This window comes from Flavobacterium sp. HBTb2-11-1, from assembly GCF_009826975.1.
GTDB lineage: Bacteria > Bacteroidota > Bacteroidia > Flavobacteriales > Flavobacteriaceae > Flavobacterium.
The window spans coordinates 80,917-97,677 of record NZ_WUMO01000007.1 but is presented as its reverse complement, the minus strand read 5'-3'; the positions used below and the strand labels follow the sequence as shown (position 1 = coordinate 97,677).

General features: G+C 34.8%; 13 protein-coding genes. 4 read left to right on the top strand and 9 right to left on the bottom strand.

Going from position 1 to position 16,761, the window contains the following annotated elements; genetic code table 11:
* Positions 1-39: 39 nt before the first annotated feature.
* Positions 40-945 (bottom strand): LysR family transcriptional regulator, encoded by a 906-nt coding sequence (locus GR162_RS16200; RefSeq protein ID WP_160782989.1) that lies wholly within the window; start codon positions 943-945, stop codon positions 40-42.
* Positions 946-1,031: 86 nt separating this feature from the next.
* On the opposite strand from GR162_RS16200, the gene GR162_RS16195 reads away from it, so the two are divergent.
* The 3 genes from GR162_RS16195 to GR162_RS16185 all read left to right on the top strand — a co-directional run bounded on the left by GR162_RS16195 (position 1,032) and on the right by GR162_RS16185 (position 4,465).
* Positions 1,032-1,793 carry a type 1 glutamine amidotransferase domain-containing protein gene (locus GR162_RS16195; RefSeq protein ID WP_160782988.1) on the top strand — a complete coding sequence of 254 codons (762 nt, stop codon included), beginning with the start codon at positions 1,032-1,034 and terminating at the stop codon, positions 1,791-1,793.
* A 170-nt stretch (positions 1,794-1,963) separates the two neighbouring features.
* The gene (locus GR162_RS16190) at positions 1,964-3,121 is read left to right on the top strand and encodes an iron-containing alcohol dehydrogenase (RefSeq protein WP_160782987.1); all 1,158 of its coding nucleotides are present in this window, start codon (positions 1,964-1,966) and stop codon (positions 3,119-3,121) included.
* A 348-nt stretch (positions 3,122-3,469) separates the two neighbouring features.
* A complete protein-coding gene (locus GR162_RS16185; RefSeq protein ID WP_160782986.1) occupies positions 3,470-4,465 on the top strand; it encodes an NAD(P)H-dependent glycerol-3-phosphate dehydrogenase in 996 nt (331 codons plus the stop codon).
* A gap of 152 nt (positions 4,466-4,617) precedes the next feature.
* Here the strand turns inward: GR162_RS16185 and GR162_RS16180 are convergent, their stop codons facing one another.
* The 4 genes from GR162_RS16180 to GR162_RS16165 all read right to left on the bottom strand — a co-directional run bounded on the left by GR162_RS16180 (position 4,618) and on the right by GR162_RS16165 (position 7,190).
* On the bottom strand, positions 4,618-5,025 hold the full coding sequence (locus GR162_RS16180) for a hypothetical protein (protein WP_160782985.1): 408 nt from the start codon (positions 5,023-5,025) through the stop codon (positions 4,618-4,620).
* A 92-nt stretch (positions 5,026-5,117) separates the two neighbouring features.
* Entirely contained in the window at positions 5,118-6,137 is a 1,020-nt protein-coding gene (gene pheS / locus GR162_RS16175; RefSeq protein ID WP_008465397.1) for a phenylalanine--tRNA ligase subunit alpha, read from the bottom strand.
* 84 nt (positions 6,138-6,221) lie between these two features.
* A complete protein-coding gene (locus tag GR162_RS16170) occupies positions 6,222-6,671 on the bottom strand; it encodes a hypothetical protein (protein WP_237421379.1) in 450 nt (149 codons plus the stop codon).
* Between the two features lie 162 nt (positions 6,672-6,833).
* Positions 6,834-7,190 carry a hypothetical protein gene (locus GR162_RS16165; protein ID WP_160782984.1) on the bottom strand — a complete coding sequence of 119 codons (357 nt, stop codon included), beginning with the start codon at positions 7,188-7,190 and terminating at the stop codon, positions 6,834-6,836.
* Between the two features lie 245 nt (positions 7,191-7,435).
* Here GR162_RS16165 and GR162_RS16160 point away from each other — a divergent pair, with 245 nt between their 5' ends.
* Positions 7,436-7,978 (top strand): CvpA family protein, encoded by a 543-nt coding sequence (locus GR162_RS16160; protein WP_008465408.1) that lies wholly within the window; start codon positions 7,436-7,438, stop codon positions 7,976-7,978.
* A 154-nt stretch (positions 7,979-8,132) separates the two neighbouring features.
* On the opposite strand, the gene GR162_RS16155 is transcribed toward GR162_RS16160, so the two are convergent.
* From GR162_RS16155 to GR162_RS16140, 4 genes are all read right to left on the bottom strand, one after another.
* Positions 8,133-10,079 carry a sialate O-acetylesterase gene (locus GR162_RS16155; protein ID WP_160782983.1) on the bottom strand — a complete coding sequence of 649 codons (1,947 nt, stop codon included), beginning with the start codon at positions 10,077-10,079 and terminating at the stop codon, positions 8,133-8,135.
* A gap of 291 nt (positions 10,080-10,370) precedes the next feature.
* Positions 10,371-12,608, bottom strand: coding sequence for a glycoside hydrolase family 3 C-terminal domain-containing protein (locus GR162_RS16150; RefSeq protein WP_160782982.1), 2,238 nt, complete (start codon positions 12,606-12,608; stop codon positions 10,371-10,373).
* 86 nt (positions 12,609-12,694) lie between these two features.
* Positions 12,695-14,260, bottom strand: coding sequence for a glycoside hydrolase (locus tag GR162_RS16145; protein ID WP_160782981.1), 1,566 nt, complete (start codon positions 14,258-14,260; stop codon positions 12,695-12,697).
* A gap of 255 nt (positions 14,261-14,515) precedes the next feature.
* Entirely contained in the window at positions 14,516-16,522 is a 2,007-nt protein-coding gene (locus GR162_RS16140) for a glycoside hydrolase family 97 protein (RefSeq protein ID WP_160782980.1), read from the bottom strand.
* Positions 16,523-16,761: the final 239 nt, after the last annotated feature.

The window sequence follows — 16,761 nt, the reverse complement described above, 5'->3', positions numbered from 1 at the left end:
TAAAAAGTCCGAATTTCCATCTATTTCTTAAGACTAATTCTATAACCTATTACCAAAAAACAGTTTCAATTCTTTCTCGATAATATCAAAAAACGACTTTACATTATTATTCTTTGGAGCTAATAAATACACAAACTCTTCTGGCACGTGAAAACTATTCCAAACTAGCTGCAATTTATTTTCTTTAATATAATTTCTTGCATTGCAATTCCAAGTTGCAGCAACTCCTTCATTTTTGGCTAAAAGTCTCAACATTTCAGATTCTGAAGGAATAATGTAATTAGGAACCATCGACGGCCTTTTTTTATTGAAAGCATGCAACCAAAATAGTTTTATATGCGGAATTCTAGCATCATGACTGTACCATTTTTGCGTATTCAGCCATTGTTCAATTTCCGTGTAATTATCTGCTTTTAACCTTTGGCGAAACTCTGTTATATCCAAACTTGTTGGAGCAACCAATATCAATTTAATTTTTCCAACAATTTCGTAAGTCGTATCAAAAGTGTCAAATCTTTTGGTTGTAATCGCAAAATCAAGTTTTTTAGCATCTACTAAAGCAAAAAGTTCGTCGTTTTCTGCGAAAGTAAAATCAATTAAATCAAACTTTGAAATTAAAAGATTGCCAACGCAATCAAAAAGATGTTTCGAGATTCCAACAGAAATTAATCGATTAGCATCTTCTGCTTTAGCCCTGAAACTTGTTTCGACACTTTCGAGCCTGTCTAGAGCGTCTATAATCAAATTATTCAGTAACTTAGCGTATTCGGTTGGTTCTACGCCTTTTGATTTTCGGTTAAATAATTTATTGCCAACATGCGCCTCTAACATAGAGATCTGCTGACTAACCGCAGGCTGACTCATAAATAATTCCTTCGCAGCCACTGAAAAATTGCCGTTTTTGTAAACTGCCTTAAAAGTTCTGTACCATTCTAGATTTACCATGACATAAATTTATTTATAACAAACATAGTTTATTTTATTTTTACTGATATCACATTCGCCGTAAATTTGTTCAAAATTTAATATTTATGAAAAAAATAGCACTATTCGCAATAACTGCATTCACAGCTGTAAGCATCTCGGCTGAAGCTCAAAAATCAAATAAAAAGAGTATGAAAAAAGTATTATTTGTTGTAACCAGCAATGATAAACTGGGCAATACAGGAGAAAAAACAGGATTCTGGTCAGAAGAATTTGCTGCACCATATTATGAATTATTAGATCAAGGAGTAGAAATTGCAATTGCATCTCCGCTTGGAGGCCAGCCGCCGATTGATCCAAAAAGTGCCGATCCTGCATCGGCAACTGAAGACACCAAACGTTTTGATGCCGATAAGGTTTTACAAGAAAAATTAAAAAACACTTTAAAACTTTCGACAGTTAACCAAAAAGATTACGACGCTGTATTTTATCCAGGAGGCCACGGTCCGCTTTGGGATTTAGTCCAAGATAAAAATTCTATTGCTTTAATCGAATCTTTTTATACTCACAATAAACCAGTAGCATTTGTATGTCACGCGCCTGCAGTTTTGAAAAATGTAAAAGTAAATGGCGAATACTTAGTAAAAGGCAAAAAAGTAACAGGATTCACCAATGCCGAAGAAGAAGCAGTTGGTTTAACTAAAGTAGTTCCTTTTTTACTAGAAGATGCCTTAGCATCAAATGGAGCAATCTTTTCTAAAGGAGAAAACTGGCAACCATACGCAGTAGCCGACGGACTTTTGATTACAGGCCAAAACCCTGCATCGTCTAAATTGGTAGCTGCAAAATTATTACAAGAGTTAAAATAAAAATACTAAGATTTTAAGTTGCTAAGATCCTGAGTTTTTTCCTTAGCAACTTAAAAATCAAATCCTTACTCATCAATAATAAAAAATTAAATAAACAACGAGCTAAATCTACTAGATAAGTCCAAAACTTAGGTTCTTAGTAGCTTAGCATCTTAGAAACTCTAAAAAAAATGCTAAACTTTGAATTATACAATCCGACAAACTTAGTTTTCGGAAAAGGGCAAATTGAAAAACTTTCGACTTTAGTTCCAAAAGATGCAAAAGTACTTTTGGCTTATGGCGGTGGAAGTATTTTTAAAAACGGAATTTACGATCAAGTAATCAACAATCTTAAAGGTTTTGAAATTGTAGAATTTGGCGGAATCGAACCAAATCCGAGATTTGAAACTTTGATGAAAGCTGTTGATGTTATAAAAGCAGAAAAAATCGATTTTATTTTGGCTGTTGGAGGCGGATCCGTGATTGATGGTGTGAAATTTATTTCGGGCGCAGTTAATTTTGAAGGAAATCCGATTGACATTCTTCAAAAAAGAATTTTAATTAAAGAAAATGCAATGCCGTTTGGAACTGTTTTAACTTTACCAGCAACGGGAAGTGAAATGAATTCTGGATATGTGGTAACCATTGAAGCAACTCAAGAAAAGTTATCTTCTGGCGGAAGCGCTTTATTCCCACAATTCTCTATTTGTGATCCAACTGTGATTTCTTCTTTACCAAAAAGACAAATCGAAAATGGTGTTGTAGATGCTTACACACACGTAATGGAGCAATATTTAACGTATCCTACTGATGCTTTTCTTCAAGATAGAATTGCCGAAGGAATTTTACAGACGTTAATTGAAGTTGGTCCTGGCGTTGTACAAAACCCAACCGATTATACTTTGGCTTCCAATTTTATGTGGAGCTGTACAATGGCTTTAAACGGATTAATTCAAAAAGGTGTTCCAAGCGATTGGGCAACGCATATGATTGGTCACGAATTGACAGCACTTTACGAAATTGATCATGCTAGAACTTTGGCGATAATTGGACCAAGTTTGTACCATGTAATGTTTGAAACTAAAAAAGCAAAATTAGCACAATACGGAAGAAGAATCTTCAACTTAACAGGTTCTGACGAAGAAGTAGCTAAAGAAGCCATCAATAAGACGGTTGAATTTTTCCATACAATGGGAATGGGCACTAAACTTTCTCAATACACAGAAGACTATTCTAAAACAGCAGATTTTATCGTAAAACGTTTTGATGAAAGAGGCTGGAAAGGTTTAGGAGAAAATCAATTGGTAACTTTAGACAAAGTAAAATCAATTGTTGAACTTTCTTATTAATGAAATTCCAACTTGAAAATTCCAAATTCCAAATCTTTTGAGATTATCCATTTGGAATTTTAGAATTGAGATTTAAATAAAAAAGGCGTTCTTAACCAGTTTAGGAACGCCTTTTTAAAATACTAAAACAAAACTAACTAACTCAATTTTTTTTAAATTCATTAAAATTCTAATTTATAAACTTTTATAACGATACTGTTTTGATTTTATTGTATTGCATTGCAAAAAAAAATTTTAAGCTAAAACTCTTGAAAGTCATTATAATTAAAGGGCTTTTTCAAATTTCTTAAATCAGATTTTGCTTTATTAGCACATTATTAAGTACTTTTGTTTCAAATTAATAAAATAATGAGCGAAAAGTTAAAATTTGCAGTAATTGGAGGAGGAAGTTGGGCAACGGCAATTGCCAAAATGCTATGTGTGAATCTTTCGGAAATTGCGTGGTATATGCGTAATGAATCTGCGATTGAACATCTTCAGAAATACAAACACAATCCCAACTATTTAAGTTCTGTTGAATTTGACACTAACAAACTTAAACTGACAAGCAATATAAACGAAGCGATTGAATATGCAGATTACATCATTTTTGCCATTCCATCAGCTTTCTTAGATGCCGAATTAAAAAATATGACGGTTTCTCTAGCCGATAAAATCATTTTTTCTGCTATTAAAGGTATCGTTCCAGAAACGAGTTTAATTGTCGGCGAACATTTCCACATTCAATACGACATTCCTTATTACAACATTGGAGTTATTACGGGACCTTGCCACGCTGAAGAAGTTGCCCTAGAAAGACTTTCTTACTTAACAATTGCGTGTGGTGATCCAGAAAAAGCTTGTATTGTGGCAAAATCACTTTCTGGAAATTACATAAAAGCCAAAATTTCAGACGACATTATCGGAACTGAATATGCTGCAATGCTGAAAAACATTTATTCTATTGCTGCCGGAATTGCGCATGGTTTAGGTTATGGCGATAACTTCCAGTCGGTTTTAATGAGTAATGCAATTCGCGAAATGAAGAAATTCATTAGAAAAGTGCATAAAATGAAACGTAACATCAATGATTCGGCTTATTTGGGCGATTTGTTGGTTACAGGATATTCCGTTTTTTCTAGAAATAGAATGTTCGGAAATATGATTGGAAAAGGCTACACCGTAAAAAGCGCCATGATGGAAATGAGTATGGTTGCCGAAGGGTATTACGCAACAAAAAGTGCTTACAAACTAAATCAGGGTTATGGTGCTAAAACACCAATTATCGACGCAGTTTACGCCATTTTATATGAAGGGAAAGATGCCAAAACGGTTTTCAAGAAATTGACGGAGTCTTTGGATTAATCTTTAAGAAAATAGAAGAAAGACGCAAGAGTAAAGACTTTTGTTTGAGATAAAAAAAGAGCCAAACTGAATTTCAGTCTTGGCTCTTTCTTCTTTATTCTATTTAAGTCTTAATATAGTCTTTCCTCTTGCTTCTTTCTTCTTCCAAATCTCTATTTCACCATAATCCCTTCAACAAACAAAATCGGTACTTCTTCCGTATTGTTTTCGTCAAGCGAATTGGCTTTAAAAATAAACTTCTTATCGTACAAAGTATTTCCGATGAAGAAAGTTACCATGAATTCGTTATTTAGCGCTAAAAGGCTTTTTTCTATCAATTCTATCTTTACAACAGAAACTGCAGGAACCTCAACAAATGCATGGCGTAGAATTGACGTTTTTTTCATTTCTCCTTCAATAGTTCCAAATGCTTTTGAAACCACCATTACGCTGTCTAGGTTAAAGTCACTGTCATTAACTAAGTAAGCGTACCACACTTTTTCCATAAAATCGTCGCTCCATTCTTGTACTGCTGCAAGAAAGACGTTTTCAACCTCTGGAATTATTATATCTTTTTTCATTTTAGTCAAAAGTTTAAAGTCGAAAGTCATAAAGTCGAAAACCCAAAGTAATGACTTTTAGACTTTCGACTTTATGACTTTTAGACTTAGAATTATATATTTGATTTAAACTGCTCTAAGAAACGAACATCATTTTCATAGAACATACGAATGTCTCCAATTTGGTATAAAAGCATTGCAATACGCTCTACTCCCATTCCGAAAGCAAAACCGTTGTATTCATCTGGATTGATATCACAGTTTTTCAAAACGTTTGGATCAACCATTCCGCAACCTCCAATTTCCAGCCAGCCCGTTCCTTTTGTAATTCTATAATCCGTTTCTGTTTTCAGTCCCCAATAAATATCAATTTCAGCACTTGGCTCCGTAAATGGGAAATATGACGGACGAAGACGAATCTTAGATTTTCCGAACATTTCTTTAGTAAAATATAGCAAAGTCTGTTTTAAATCGGCGAAAGACACATCTTTGTCAATGTATAATCCTTCCACTTGATGGAAAATACAGTGCGAACGAGATGAAATAGCTTCGTTACGGAAAACACGTCCCGGAGAAATCGTACGAATTGGCGGTTTATGATTTTCCATATAACGCACCTGAACAGATGATGTATGCGTACGTAACAACACATCAGGATTGGTCTGAATGAAAAACGTATCCTGCATATCACGCGCTGGGTGATATTCTGGCAAGTTCAATGCTGTAAAGTTATGCCAGTCGTCTTCAATTTCTGGTCCTTCAGAAACGTTGAATCCGATATTAGCAAAAATATCTATAATTTGATTTTTAACGATAGAAATTGGGTGGCGCGAACCAATAATTACTGGTTCTGCAGCACGCGTTAAATCTCCAAAAACCCCTTTAGACTCTTCTTTACTTTCAAGCTCTTCCTGAATCTGCTTTACTTTTTCTTCAGCTACTGCTTTTAAAGTATTGATTACTTGTCCGAAATCTTTTTTCTGGTCGTTCGGAATATTTTTAAATTCAGTAAAAAGTTCTTTCAGCAAACCTTTACTTCCTAAATATTTAATACGGAATTGTTCTAACGATTCTTTATTTTTCTCATTAAAGGCTTTAGCTTCCTCTATGTGCTGTTTTATCTTATCTATCATTTTCCTTCGATAATTGAGAGTACAAATTTAGTGTTTTTAGTTGAAAATGTGCGGTCACAGTCGCAGTTTTAGGTTTTCCGTAAATTATTTTATCAGATTTAACTTTTCTTCAACTTGTTTAATCTTTAGATGCCAATAATCTAAACCTTCTTGATTGGTTACAACTTGCTTTTTATAATTAGAAGAAATACGTCCGAGTTCATGCCAATTTTTATTTGAATCTCGTTCTTTCTCTTGCTTTGTTGAAGGTTCAATTCTGGTACGCCAAAAATCCATATTTTTAAAATAGGTCTTTTTTATGTCTTCAAAATACTCGACTAATTTTTCTTTTGAATTCGGAATATAGCCTGGTCCGCTGCAGCCGCAAGAATGAAAGGTAATGCCAACGGAAAATAAACTTTTAATATGTTCCCACTTTTTGACATCATCTTTTTTAGGCGATTCAAAATCCAGTCCCATGTTCGCCATTAATTCTCCACATTGCGGACATTTGGCTTCAAAAACCGATGCTTCTCCTTTTTTTATATCCACCATCAATCTTCTTTTAAAAGTCTTCCGACAATTAAAACAAGCATAATGAGGTTTATAAGATGTCATTGCGTATCTGCACATTTTTTTAATTTTAGTCTCAGTTTTCAGTGACAGTTTACAGTCTCAAACACTGTAAACTGAGACTGCGACTGTAAACCAAAAAAACTACTCAATAAGTTTTCTTTCCAAAAAATAATTTACAATCGCTTCTTTCATTAAAACCGATTGTTCACCTGCTTTTAACGGCGGTAATTGTTCTTTTATTTTGTAGTGTGGCCAGCCTTCGCTATCAAAAAAATCAAATTCGTAATAACCATAAGGTTCTAACAATCTGCAAATGGCAATATGCATTAGATTTAATTTTTCGTCTTTCTTAAATTGACGATGCACTTTTCCGAGTTCCTGAACTCCAATTAGATAAATTATAGCGTCCAAATCAAGATCTTCACCTTGTGAAAATTGATTGGAAAGTATATCAACGAGCTTTTCCCATCGCTCTTTTAACTGTATATCTCTAGACATTGTGTGATTTTAGATTGTTGATTTTAGATGTTGGATTACTGATTAAAATCTATTCTGAGGGGGCAGAATCGTAATCTGAACTCTAAATTTTGATTTGCAAAGATACAGAGTTCAAACTCAATGTGCCTAAAAATTTTAAACACATAAAATTACAACTGCTATAAAACCTCTGAACCTTTGCCACTATGAGCCTTTGGATCTAAAAAAGATATATCTTTGCGCCTCATTAAACACCAAACCCAAACATGAGTTTTTTTGATATTATTGTAGCCGCGCTTTTAGGATACAGTTTGTATAAAGGCATTAAAAATGGACTTTTTGTAGAAGTTGCTTCTTTTATTTCCCTGTTATTAGGAATTTATCTTGCCATTAAATTTTCTTCATTAATGACAGGAATGATTTCAAAGCACGTTTCTTGGAATCCGACTAATATTCAAATTACGGCTTTTATCCTGACCTTTATTTTGGTTGTAATTGGAGTTTACTTTTTAGCAAAAATTCTAACCGGAATTGCCGATTTTGCCATGTTAGGCTGGATGAATAAACTGGGAGGCGGATTTTTTAGGGTTTTAAAAACCATTCTAATTCTGAGTATTTTTATTGCTTTGTTTGAGAAAATAAACTTCAATAATACATTCGCTAAAAAAGAAACTTTAGACAATTCTATTTTTTATAATCCAGTAAAAAAAGTTGCAGCTTTTGTTTATCCGTCGATTGAAAAATGGTACGAAACGTTTAAAAAAGAGCACTCTAAGAAACCAGAAGAAAAAGAGCAGGCAAAAAAATAATTATAACGTTTAGAAATTAAATCCTGTCAATGCAAAAGAGCTCCAGCGGTGCGAAATTCACTTCGTTCCACTGGAGCTTTATTTTGCAAATTTTTATTATTCGCCTGTATACTTCTTAATAAGAACTGATCACTAATTATGAAGTACTTAGGACTTATTTACTCACTTTATATTTCTCATTCGCAGTTAGCATCTCCCAATTATCGGTTCTGAAAGGCGAAGCCGGAAATTTTTCTTTATTGAAAAGATTGATCGCCGTATCATCATCTGCCCAACCATAATGCACTGCTACAGGATTTTGCACCTGATCGCTCGAGACAATTACTTTGTTGTCCTTCATTATCGCTTTCGCGGAATGAAAAACTTTATCAGCACCAGCAATTTCGAAACCTTTTAACTCTACATTGTTTGGTGTTGATAATCCGCTGCCGATATTATCAAAAGTCAATACGATTTGGTTTCCTTTTATTTCTTGAGATTTGTAAGTTGGTCCGCTATGAACTTGTTTTTTGCCGTAAATATTATTCATGGCAATAGCTGCCAAACGTAATCCAATATCTTGTTTGTTAGTTGGGTGAATGTCTTTGGCGTTTCCAATATCTGTGGTTACGGCCATTCCTGTGTTCGGCACTTTTAGTGTTTCAGACTGTGCTTCGCGAAGTTCTGCCCATCGGCTACCTTTCTCACTATTGCCTCCAAATTCGTCAAAAGTGGATAATTGAACGAAGTAAAATGGGAAGTTTCCTTGTTTGAATTTTGTTCTCCAATCATTGATCATTAACGGAAATGATTTTTTGTATTCTGCTGCTCTCCAAACATTGGCTTCTCCCTGATACCATAAAACGCCTTGAATTCCGTAAGGAACTAACGGATTTACCATCGCATTGTACAATAATGACGGATAACTGTTTGGTGATAAAGCTGTTTTTACAACAATAACTCTGAATTTCCATTTTCCGTCAAGCGGAATACTTTTACTGCCAATAGTCAGTTTTAGATCTTGTGCTTCACCATAAATCCCTCCACCTCCGCTGTTGTCAACAATTCGGACAGCAATTACATTTTTTCCTTCTTTTAAAACATTTCCAGGAACAGAATACACTCTTTTTAAATCGTATTGTGTGTTTCGGCCAATTTCGATTCCGTTTACATACGTAATATCCTCATCGTCAATTTTAGCTAAACTTAAAACGGCTTTGTTTTTAAGATCATCGGCTGTGAGTGTAATTGTTTTTCGCATCCAAACTACGCCATCCAAATCTCCTAAAGGCTGATTTTCCCATAAACTTGGCGTATTGAGTTCGCCCCAAGAATTATCATTAAAAGAAAGTTCTTTAAATGAATCTTCGTTATCAGAGCTAACAGGATTTCCTTGAATTTTTTCAACTCTTTCATTCATCTTTCTGGCATATAATTTTGAAATAGAGTCTACATTTAGAGTCGGAACATCGGCAATCATGGCTTTAAAATCAGGGCTGTTTTCAAAAGCCTCACGACTTGTCCAAGTTTCAACATTAGTTCCACCCCAAGAAGTATTAATAATTCCAATTGGGATTTTTAATTCAGCATATAATTTTCTCGCGAAATAATATCCAACTGCTGTAAAGTTGCCTACATTTTTTTTGTTGGCTTCTTCCCATTTTCCTTGTTTTAAATCGTCTTTCGGAGTGCCGCTTAAATCCTGTGCCACACCAAAATGACGGATCATTGGATAATTAGCATCTGCCATTTCTTTTTCGGCATTCATAGTTTTGAAAACCTGAAATTCCATATTCGATTGCCCGCTGCAAATCCAAACTTCTCCAACCAAAACATTTTTGATTGTGATCTTATTTTTTCCGATAATGGTCAATTCGAATGGACCACCAGCTTTTTCGGCACTTAAATTTAAAATCCATTTTCCGTTTTTATCGGCTGTTGTTTTCTTAACTTGTTTGTTGAAATGAATTTCTACGCTTTCATTTGCATCTGCAAAGCCCCAAATCGGAATTTTTTTGTCTCTTTGAAGTACCATTCCGTCAGAAAATAGTATAGGCATTCGTACATTAGCACTAGATATTACACTAATTATCAATAAAATAAAAACTATTAACTTTTTCATTTATACTAATTTTATTTTTTTTTGAACCATATAAGTGATATAAGTTATTTTAAGTTTTTAATTCGTGTTGCACTTAAATTTACTTATATCACTTGTATGGTTTTATAACATTACTTTAATCCGTCGATTAATGCGTTTAAAGCTTATGCGTTCTAAAGCTTAAAAAAAATAACCATATAAGTAATTTAAGTCCATTTAATTAAGCTTCAAATTAATCTCGCAAAGACACTGAGACGCAAAGGTTAAAGCAAAGTTTGAATGAACTTAAATTATTTATATGGTTAAAAAAGACTACTTAATTGTTATTGAAATTTCTTTTTTGATGTCTCTTGAAGAAGTTCCTACTTTAATAGTATATTTTCCTGGTTCCACTGTCCATTTTTTAGCAGCAACATCATAATACGCCAATTCTTTTACAGGAACTTTAATCGTTACTGTTTCTGAACTTCCCGCTTTTACTTCTGCTTTTTTGAAACCTTTTAATTCTTGTGCAGCACGAGTAATTTTAGAGTTAGATTTTGAAGTGTACAATTGAACGACCTCTTTTCCGTCAACTTTTCCTGTGTTTTTAACCTCTACTGTTACTTCGATTACATCGTTTTGAGAATAAGATGTTTTATCTGTTTTTGCATTATCAAGTGCAAAAGTAGTATATGACAATCCGTAACCGAAAGGATATAACGGCGCTACATTTTTAGTATCAAACCAACGGTATCCAATTAAAAGTCCTTCTGCGTAATTTACCGCTTTGTCTCCAGGGAAACTGTTTGTGGCATGCGCAGGAGAATCTTTTAAAGCAACTGGCATTGTCCAAGGCAGTTTTCCTGACGGGTTTACTTTTCCTAAAATCACATCAGCCAACGCATTTCCTCCTTCAGAACCGTTGAACCAGCTCCAAACCAAAGCAGAAGATTTTTTGCTTACTTCATTAATATCAAATGGAGCACCCGCAACCATTACCACAATAGTTCTCGGATTGGCTTCAATTACTTTTTTAATTAATTCTTCTTGTCCAAAAGGCAAATGCAAATCTCTACGATCTGAAGCTTCTGTTTCGTAATCACGGTTTGAACCTGCGAAAACGATGGCTACATCAGAGTTTTTAGCTGCTTCTACAGCTTCCTGAACTTTTGCTGGATCTAATTGGTCAATTGTTACGGGACCATTAGCCGTAATATTTCCTAAATTTCCTCTGTTCTTTTTATCGTAACGTTCTAAATATCCTTCTGCATAATTGATTTTAACTGAAGAAGGCAATCTGTTTTTAAGACCTTCAAGTGGCGTAACCTCCCTTTTTGTTTTTACTCCCGCTCCAAATCCGCCAAGAGCATTTTTCTTAGTTGCATTGTTTCCGATTACAGCAATAGATTTTACTCCATCAAGCTTTAACGGCAGTGCATTGTTTTCGTTTTTCAACAATACGATTGCTTCAGCAGCAATTTTGTAAGCGTCTTGGTAATGCGCTTCGGTTGCAATGCTTCCTTTTGCGCGCTCGCCTCCGCCCATTGCTTTCACTTGGAATAAAACTCTTAAAATGCGTTTTACATGCAAGTCAATTTCTTTTTCTGAAACTTCTCCAGATTTAACTGCTGCAATTAATTTATCGGCTAAGAAAAATTCATTGAAAGGTTTTGGCGTACCCATTTCAATATCCAAACCATTTTTTAAAGATTTTGCTGTAGAATGCACTGCAGCCCAATCTGAAACTACGACACCTTTGAATCCCCATTCGTCACGCAGGATTTTATTCAGCATATAATCATTTTCGCATAAATATTCACCTCTAAATTTATTATAAGCGCCCATAATGCTGTATGCCTTTGCTTCTTTTACTGAAGCTTCAAAAGCTGGAAGATAAATTTCACGAAGTGTTCGTTCGTCAATTTGCACATCAACAAAATCACGATTCGTTTCTTGATTGTTTGCTGCATAATGTTTTACACAAGCCATTACATCTTTTTCCTGTAAACCAACAATCAAAGGCACTGCGATTTTTTTATTCAAAAACGGATCCTCTGACATGTATTCGTATGTTCTTCCTCCAAGCGGTGTTCTCACCATATTAATCGCTGGAGAAAGTAGCATATCTTTATCTCTTGCACGTAATTCTTCTCCTAAACTGGTTCCGAAAGTATGCGCCATCTCTGCGTTCCATGTCGCTGCCAAAGCTCCTCCCGCAGGATAATAAGTAGCAAAGTCGTTTGTCCATCCCGCTGGAGCCCAATTGTCTCTTGAAATTTCTTCACGAACTCCCAACGGACCATCGGCCATTTTTAATTCTGGAATTCCTAAACGTTTTACGCCTGCATTGGCAAACATGCTATTTCCGTGAAGCATTCCCACTTTTTCTTCTAATGTCATCTGCGAAATCAGTTTGTCGATTTCTGCATCATGATCCGCGCTTATTTCTTTTCCAACGTATTCTTCGGTCTGCACCGAATTTGAAGCTAAAGTTTGCGCATCATTTTTACAAGAAGTAAAAAATGCGAAAACCAAAGCTGATGATAGGAATATCATTTTGTTTTTCATAGATAGTTAGGTGTTTTGAATTTAAAGATTTTGATTCCTCACGCATAGACTTCAAATCCAGTTAATAATTATATTGTTTGTGGTTTTTATTGTTTGATTAAATTAAGAAAAAAAACATCATTCTCATTGATTTTAAATTCCTTGCTAAAAGTTCCTTTTCCGTCAATTGTAATTTTTTCTGTCGAAATTGGCGCCCCGTTATTTTTCTTTTTTATCGAATTGACTTGCTCACGTGTTAACTGACTTGGTTTATTCATCATTAGATAATCCGCGTAAGCGTCATTCACTTTATAACCGACTTTGTATATTTCTAAAAGATATTTCCCTTTCTGCATTCCGTCCACTTCAACTTTGACTTTTCCTTTTTCTTTTGATGGAAGGTCTTTTATGTAATAGGTTTGATTCAGCTCTTTATCGCCAGGATGTGTATTCGTAAAATCCCACAATAAAACCTGCACATCTCCTTTTGCATTTTTAGAAGTCCAGGAAGCTTTATCAGAATTTTGAAGTTCTGTTTCTCCCAATTTATTCATTAAAAAATACGAAAAATAAGCCGGCTTTTTAATTCCTTGCGTATTCAATAATCCGAAACCGCCGTGGAAAGGCGTAAATCTTGGGCCAGCCTCTTCAAAAATATCAGTGAAAACCCAATACGACATGGAGTTTGCAGCATTTCCAACTTGTTTTATTTTTTGCAGAATATAAGCAGCCGAATGATAACTGTCATGAATTGGATCTGCTGGCGTATACGATGAACTCCATTCTGTATAATGCAGTTCCAAGTTTGGTTTAGCCGATTCTGTAATTTGTTTTCGTGAATTTATAATTTCTCCGCTTACGCTAAATTCATCTTTACTTAATATCGTTCCAGAAGTTCCGAATTCATCCAAATAACCATGTTTCACTCCGTATGCATGTGTCGAAATAAAATCAATCGGAAGATTATTCTTGGCACAAAAATCAATGGTTTCGGGAACCCAAGCTGCACCTGCTGTTGCTGGACCGCCCACTTTATACGCTAAATTTACTGCCTTTACGCCTCGAGCAGCGTAATCATATAATTTGAAATATTCTGTTTGTGTTCCTGTCCAAAAACCTGGTGATAAATTCGGCTCATTCCATACTTCAAAATACCAAGTTTTTACTTCTTCATCTCCGTAACGCTCTTTAAAATGCGCCGTTAGATTTCTAATTAAATCTTCCCATTTTTTATAATCTTTTGGAGGCGTTACATTTCCCTTCCACCAAAAAATAGTTTCTTTTCCGCTTGCCAATGCATTCGGCATAAAACCTAATTCTACAAATGGTTTCATTTTCAGACTTACAATATAATCAAATAAAACGTCAACATATTGGTAATTGTATTCTGGATTTCCTTTTTCGTCTTCACGATAAACGGCCATATCATCAGACAATAAACCATGAAAGCGGATGTACTTAAAATCGCATTCTTTTTTCACCAATGCCAATTGCTGCTGCCAATCGGCACGAAGTCCTTCATTTGCCCTTCCTGCGCCAATGCATTCTTTGAACATTGTGTTTAATTTTCCGGCAGTTTTATTGAAATCAACTTTTATGATTCGGCTTTCATTTTGTCCAAATGAATAGATTGAACTAAATAAAAATGTTGCTATGATTAAAAGTTTTTTCATCTGAAAATGGTTTTGTTTATTTTTTTGCCACTCCCGATAGCCATCGGGATAAAAGAATTCTAAAGGATTTTTTTCTTTTTTCTCTCGCAGATTTGGCAGATTTAGCTAATTTAAAAATTTAAAAAAATCTGCATGATCTGCTAAATCTGCGAGAGTAATAATCCTTTTAATCCGTGTAATCTGTGGCTAAATATTTTATTCTCTAACTATATGTTAGACGCACTGCAGTGCGTCTCTACAGAAAATCTTTGTGGATTATAATTTCTTGAATCTTACTACGCCACCGCCAGCTCCGCCTAATTTCAATTGTAATTTATCTGATGCTTTTACTGTTTTTTTCGAAATTGCCACTGCTTCTGGATTATGCGTTTGATCAGTTCCTTCAGCATCCACATAAATCTGTGCTTCGTATGTTGCATTTGGATCTAAGAATGATAATGAAACTTCTACATTTCTTGGTTTTTCATTGGTCAAAGTTCCTAGATACCAGTCGGCGCTATTTCTGTCTTTTCTTGCTGTTGTGATGTATTCACCAATTTTTCCTTCTAAGATTTTAGTGTCTTCCCAATCTGTTGGAACATCTTTTAGGAATTGCAAAGCTGGTTTCCCTTCGTAGTTTTCAGGAAGATCAGCTAACATTTGAATCGGAGAATAAATCGTAACGTACAATGCCAATTGCTGACCCACAGTTCCCTGAATTCTTTTTCCTGGATAGCCTTGTTTTACCTCAACATCGAAAATTCCAGGAGTGAAATCCATTGGTCCAGAAAGTAATCTTGTAAACGGAATAATACTTAAATGATTTGGCGGATTTCCTTCACTCCAAGCGTTATACTCTTGTCCGCGCGCTGCTTCTCTCGAAACCATGTTCGGATAAGTTCTTCTTTCTCCCGTATCTTTAATTGATTCGTGGTATAAAACCGCTAAATCGTATTGCGCTGCTTTTTCTAAAATGTATCTGAAATAGTTTACTCCAAATTGTCCGAAATGCATTTGTTTCATATTCAATTTAGAACCAACATGACCGATTTTCACGGTATGAATACCTAGCTTTTTGTATAAGGCAAAACCTTCGTCAACTTCTTTTAAGTAGTTAATTAAGTTCGAACCTGTTTCGTGATAACCGATTAATTCGATATTCTTTTTCTTTCCGTATTCAACCACTTTTTCTAAGTCGAAATTGTCTGCGCTTTTCGTGAAGCTGAACATGTGCATACGGTTTTCATACCAACCCGGCGTCCATCCTTTATTCCATCCTTCGATTAATAAATGGTGAAAACCTTCTTTTGCTGTAAAATCAATATATTCTTCAGCATGTTTGGTTGTCGCACCTTGTTTGTCGCTTTCCCAGAAAGTATATTTCCCAATGTGCATTCCCCACCAAATTCCTAAATATTTATAAGGCTTGAAATAGCTGTTTGTGTTTTTTAATTTATTTGGTTCGTTTAAGTTTAAAACCAAATAAGAAGTAATTAATTCTCCTGGATTTTCTCCAATTTGAATAGTTCTCCAAGAAGAAGTAAACGAATCTTTCACACGAACTTTTACGCCATCTGCCCAAGGCACTAAATCTGATTTTAATTCTGTTCCCTTTGTGTTGACCAAAGTCATGCTTGCAAAATCATACAAGTTTGCTTCGTGGAAACTTAAAGCTAATCCGCTTTTGCTTTCGATTGTTAATGGAGTTAAAACCGTATCAAGTGTACTTACTGGCGCATCTTTGAAAAGATATTCGTCACGGTTTTCTCTATTGGCTGGAATCCACCACGCTTTTCCGTCTTCTTTTAAGTTGAAAGTCGTTTTTTCATCCATGATGAAAATGCTGTCTTTTACATTTTGTTTTGGATAAACATATCTAAAAGCCACTCCGTCATCAAAAGCACGAAACTGAATCTGAAGTTTTCTTTTGTTTCCAGTTTTTTGCTGTAAATCAACAACTAATTGATTGTAGTGGTTTCTGATGTTTTTCTTTTCTCCCCAAACTTGTTCCCAAGTTTCATCAAAAGTCGAAGTTTTGGCTCCTTTGATTTCGAAATTTGAACTTAAGTCTTCATTTCCTTTCAATACAAATCCCATATCAGACGGAGAAATCACTTCTGTTTTTCCGTGAGAAACGGCGTATTTTGGAGCGTTTTTTACCAGCTCAAATTTGATTTTATTTTTTCCGTTTGGCGATGCCAATTCGTAAGCATTTTTTGCTTTCTGGCTGTATCCAACCGCAATTGAAAACAGTACAGCTGGGAGAATTAGATAGTTTTTCATGTTTTTGGTATTATATTTTTTGCCACGAATTGCACGAATTGCACGAATTTCCACGAATTGAATTTGTGATAATTTTTGCAATTTGTGGTTGCATTTTTTTAACACATAGAATCATAGCTTATTGGAGTCTTTAAAAAAAGGCGTTTCACTTGTTTAAATTCACATAGCCTATGCGTGAGAAACTAGTTTCTTTCCAACTTCTTTTATTCACAAAAAAAATCTATGTTTCTATGTGTTTA

Excerpts from the sequence above, each read along its gene's own strand:
- pheS (WP_008465397.1), bottom strand. The coding sequence starts at position 6,137 with ATGATAGATAAGATAAAACAGCACATAGAGGAAGCTAAAGCCTTTAAT.
- GR162_RS16180 (WP_160782985.1), bottom strand. The coding sequence starts at position 5,025 with ATGAAAAAAGATATAATAATTCCAGAGGTTGAAAACGTCTTTCTTGCA.
- GR162_RS16145 (WP_160782981.1), bottom strand. The coding sequence starts at position 14,260 with ATGAAAAAACTTTTAATCATAGCAACATTTTTATTTAGTTCAATCTAT.
- GR162_RS16185 (WP_160782986.1), top strand. The coding sequence starts at position 3,470 with ATGAGCGAAAAGTTAAAATTTGCAGTAATTGGAGGAGGAAGTTGGGCA.
- GR162_RS16170 (WP_237421379.1), bottom strand. The coding sequence starts at position 6,671 with ATGGTGGATATAAAAAAAGGAGAAGCATCGGTTTTTGAAGCCAAATGT.
- GR162_RS16190 (WP_160782987.1), top strand. The coding sequence starts at position 1,964 with ATGCTAAACTTTGAATTATACAATCCGACAAACTTAGTTTTCGGAAAA.
- GR162_RS16160 (WP_008465408.1), top strand. The coding sequence starts at position 7,436 with ATGAGTTTTTTTGATATTATTGTAGCCGCGCTTTTAGGATACAGTTTG.
- GR162_RS16155 (WP_160782983.1), bottom strand. The coding sequence starts at position 10,079 with ATGAAAAAGTTAATAGTTTTTATTTTATTGATAATTAGTGTAATATCT.
- GR162_RS16200 (WP_160782989.1), bottom strand. The coding sequence starts at position 945 with ATGGTAAATCTAGAATGGTACAGAACTTTTAAGGCAGTTTACAAAAAC.
- GR162_RS16140 (WP_160782980.1), bottom strand. The coding sequence starts at position 16,522 with ATGAAAAACTATCTAATTCTCCCAGCTGTACTGTTTTCAATTGCGGTT.
- GR162_RS16165 (WP_160782984.1), bottom strand. The coding sequence starts at position 7,190 with ATGTCTAGAGATATACAGTTAAAAGAGCGATGGGAAAAGCTCGTTGAT.
- GR162_RS16150 (WP_160782982.1), bottom strand. The coding sequence starts at position 12,608 with ATGAAAAACAAAATGATATTCCTATCATCAGCTTTGGTTTTCGCATTT.
- GR162_RS16195 (WP_160782988.1), top strand. The coding sequence starts at position 1,032 with ATGAAAAAAATAGCACTATTCGCAATAACTGCATTCACAGCTGTAAGC.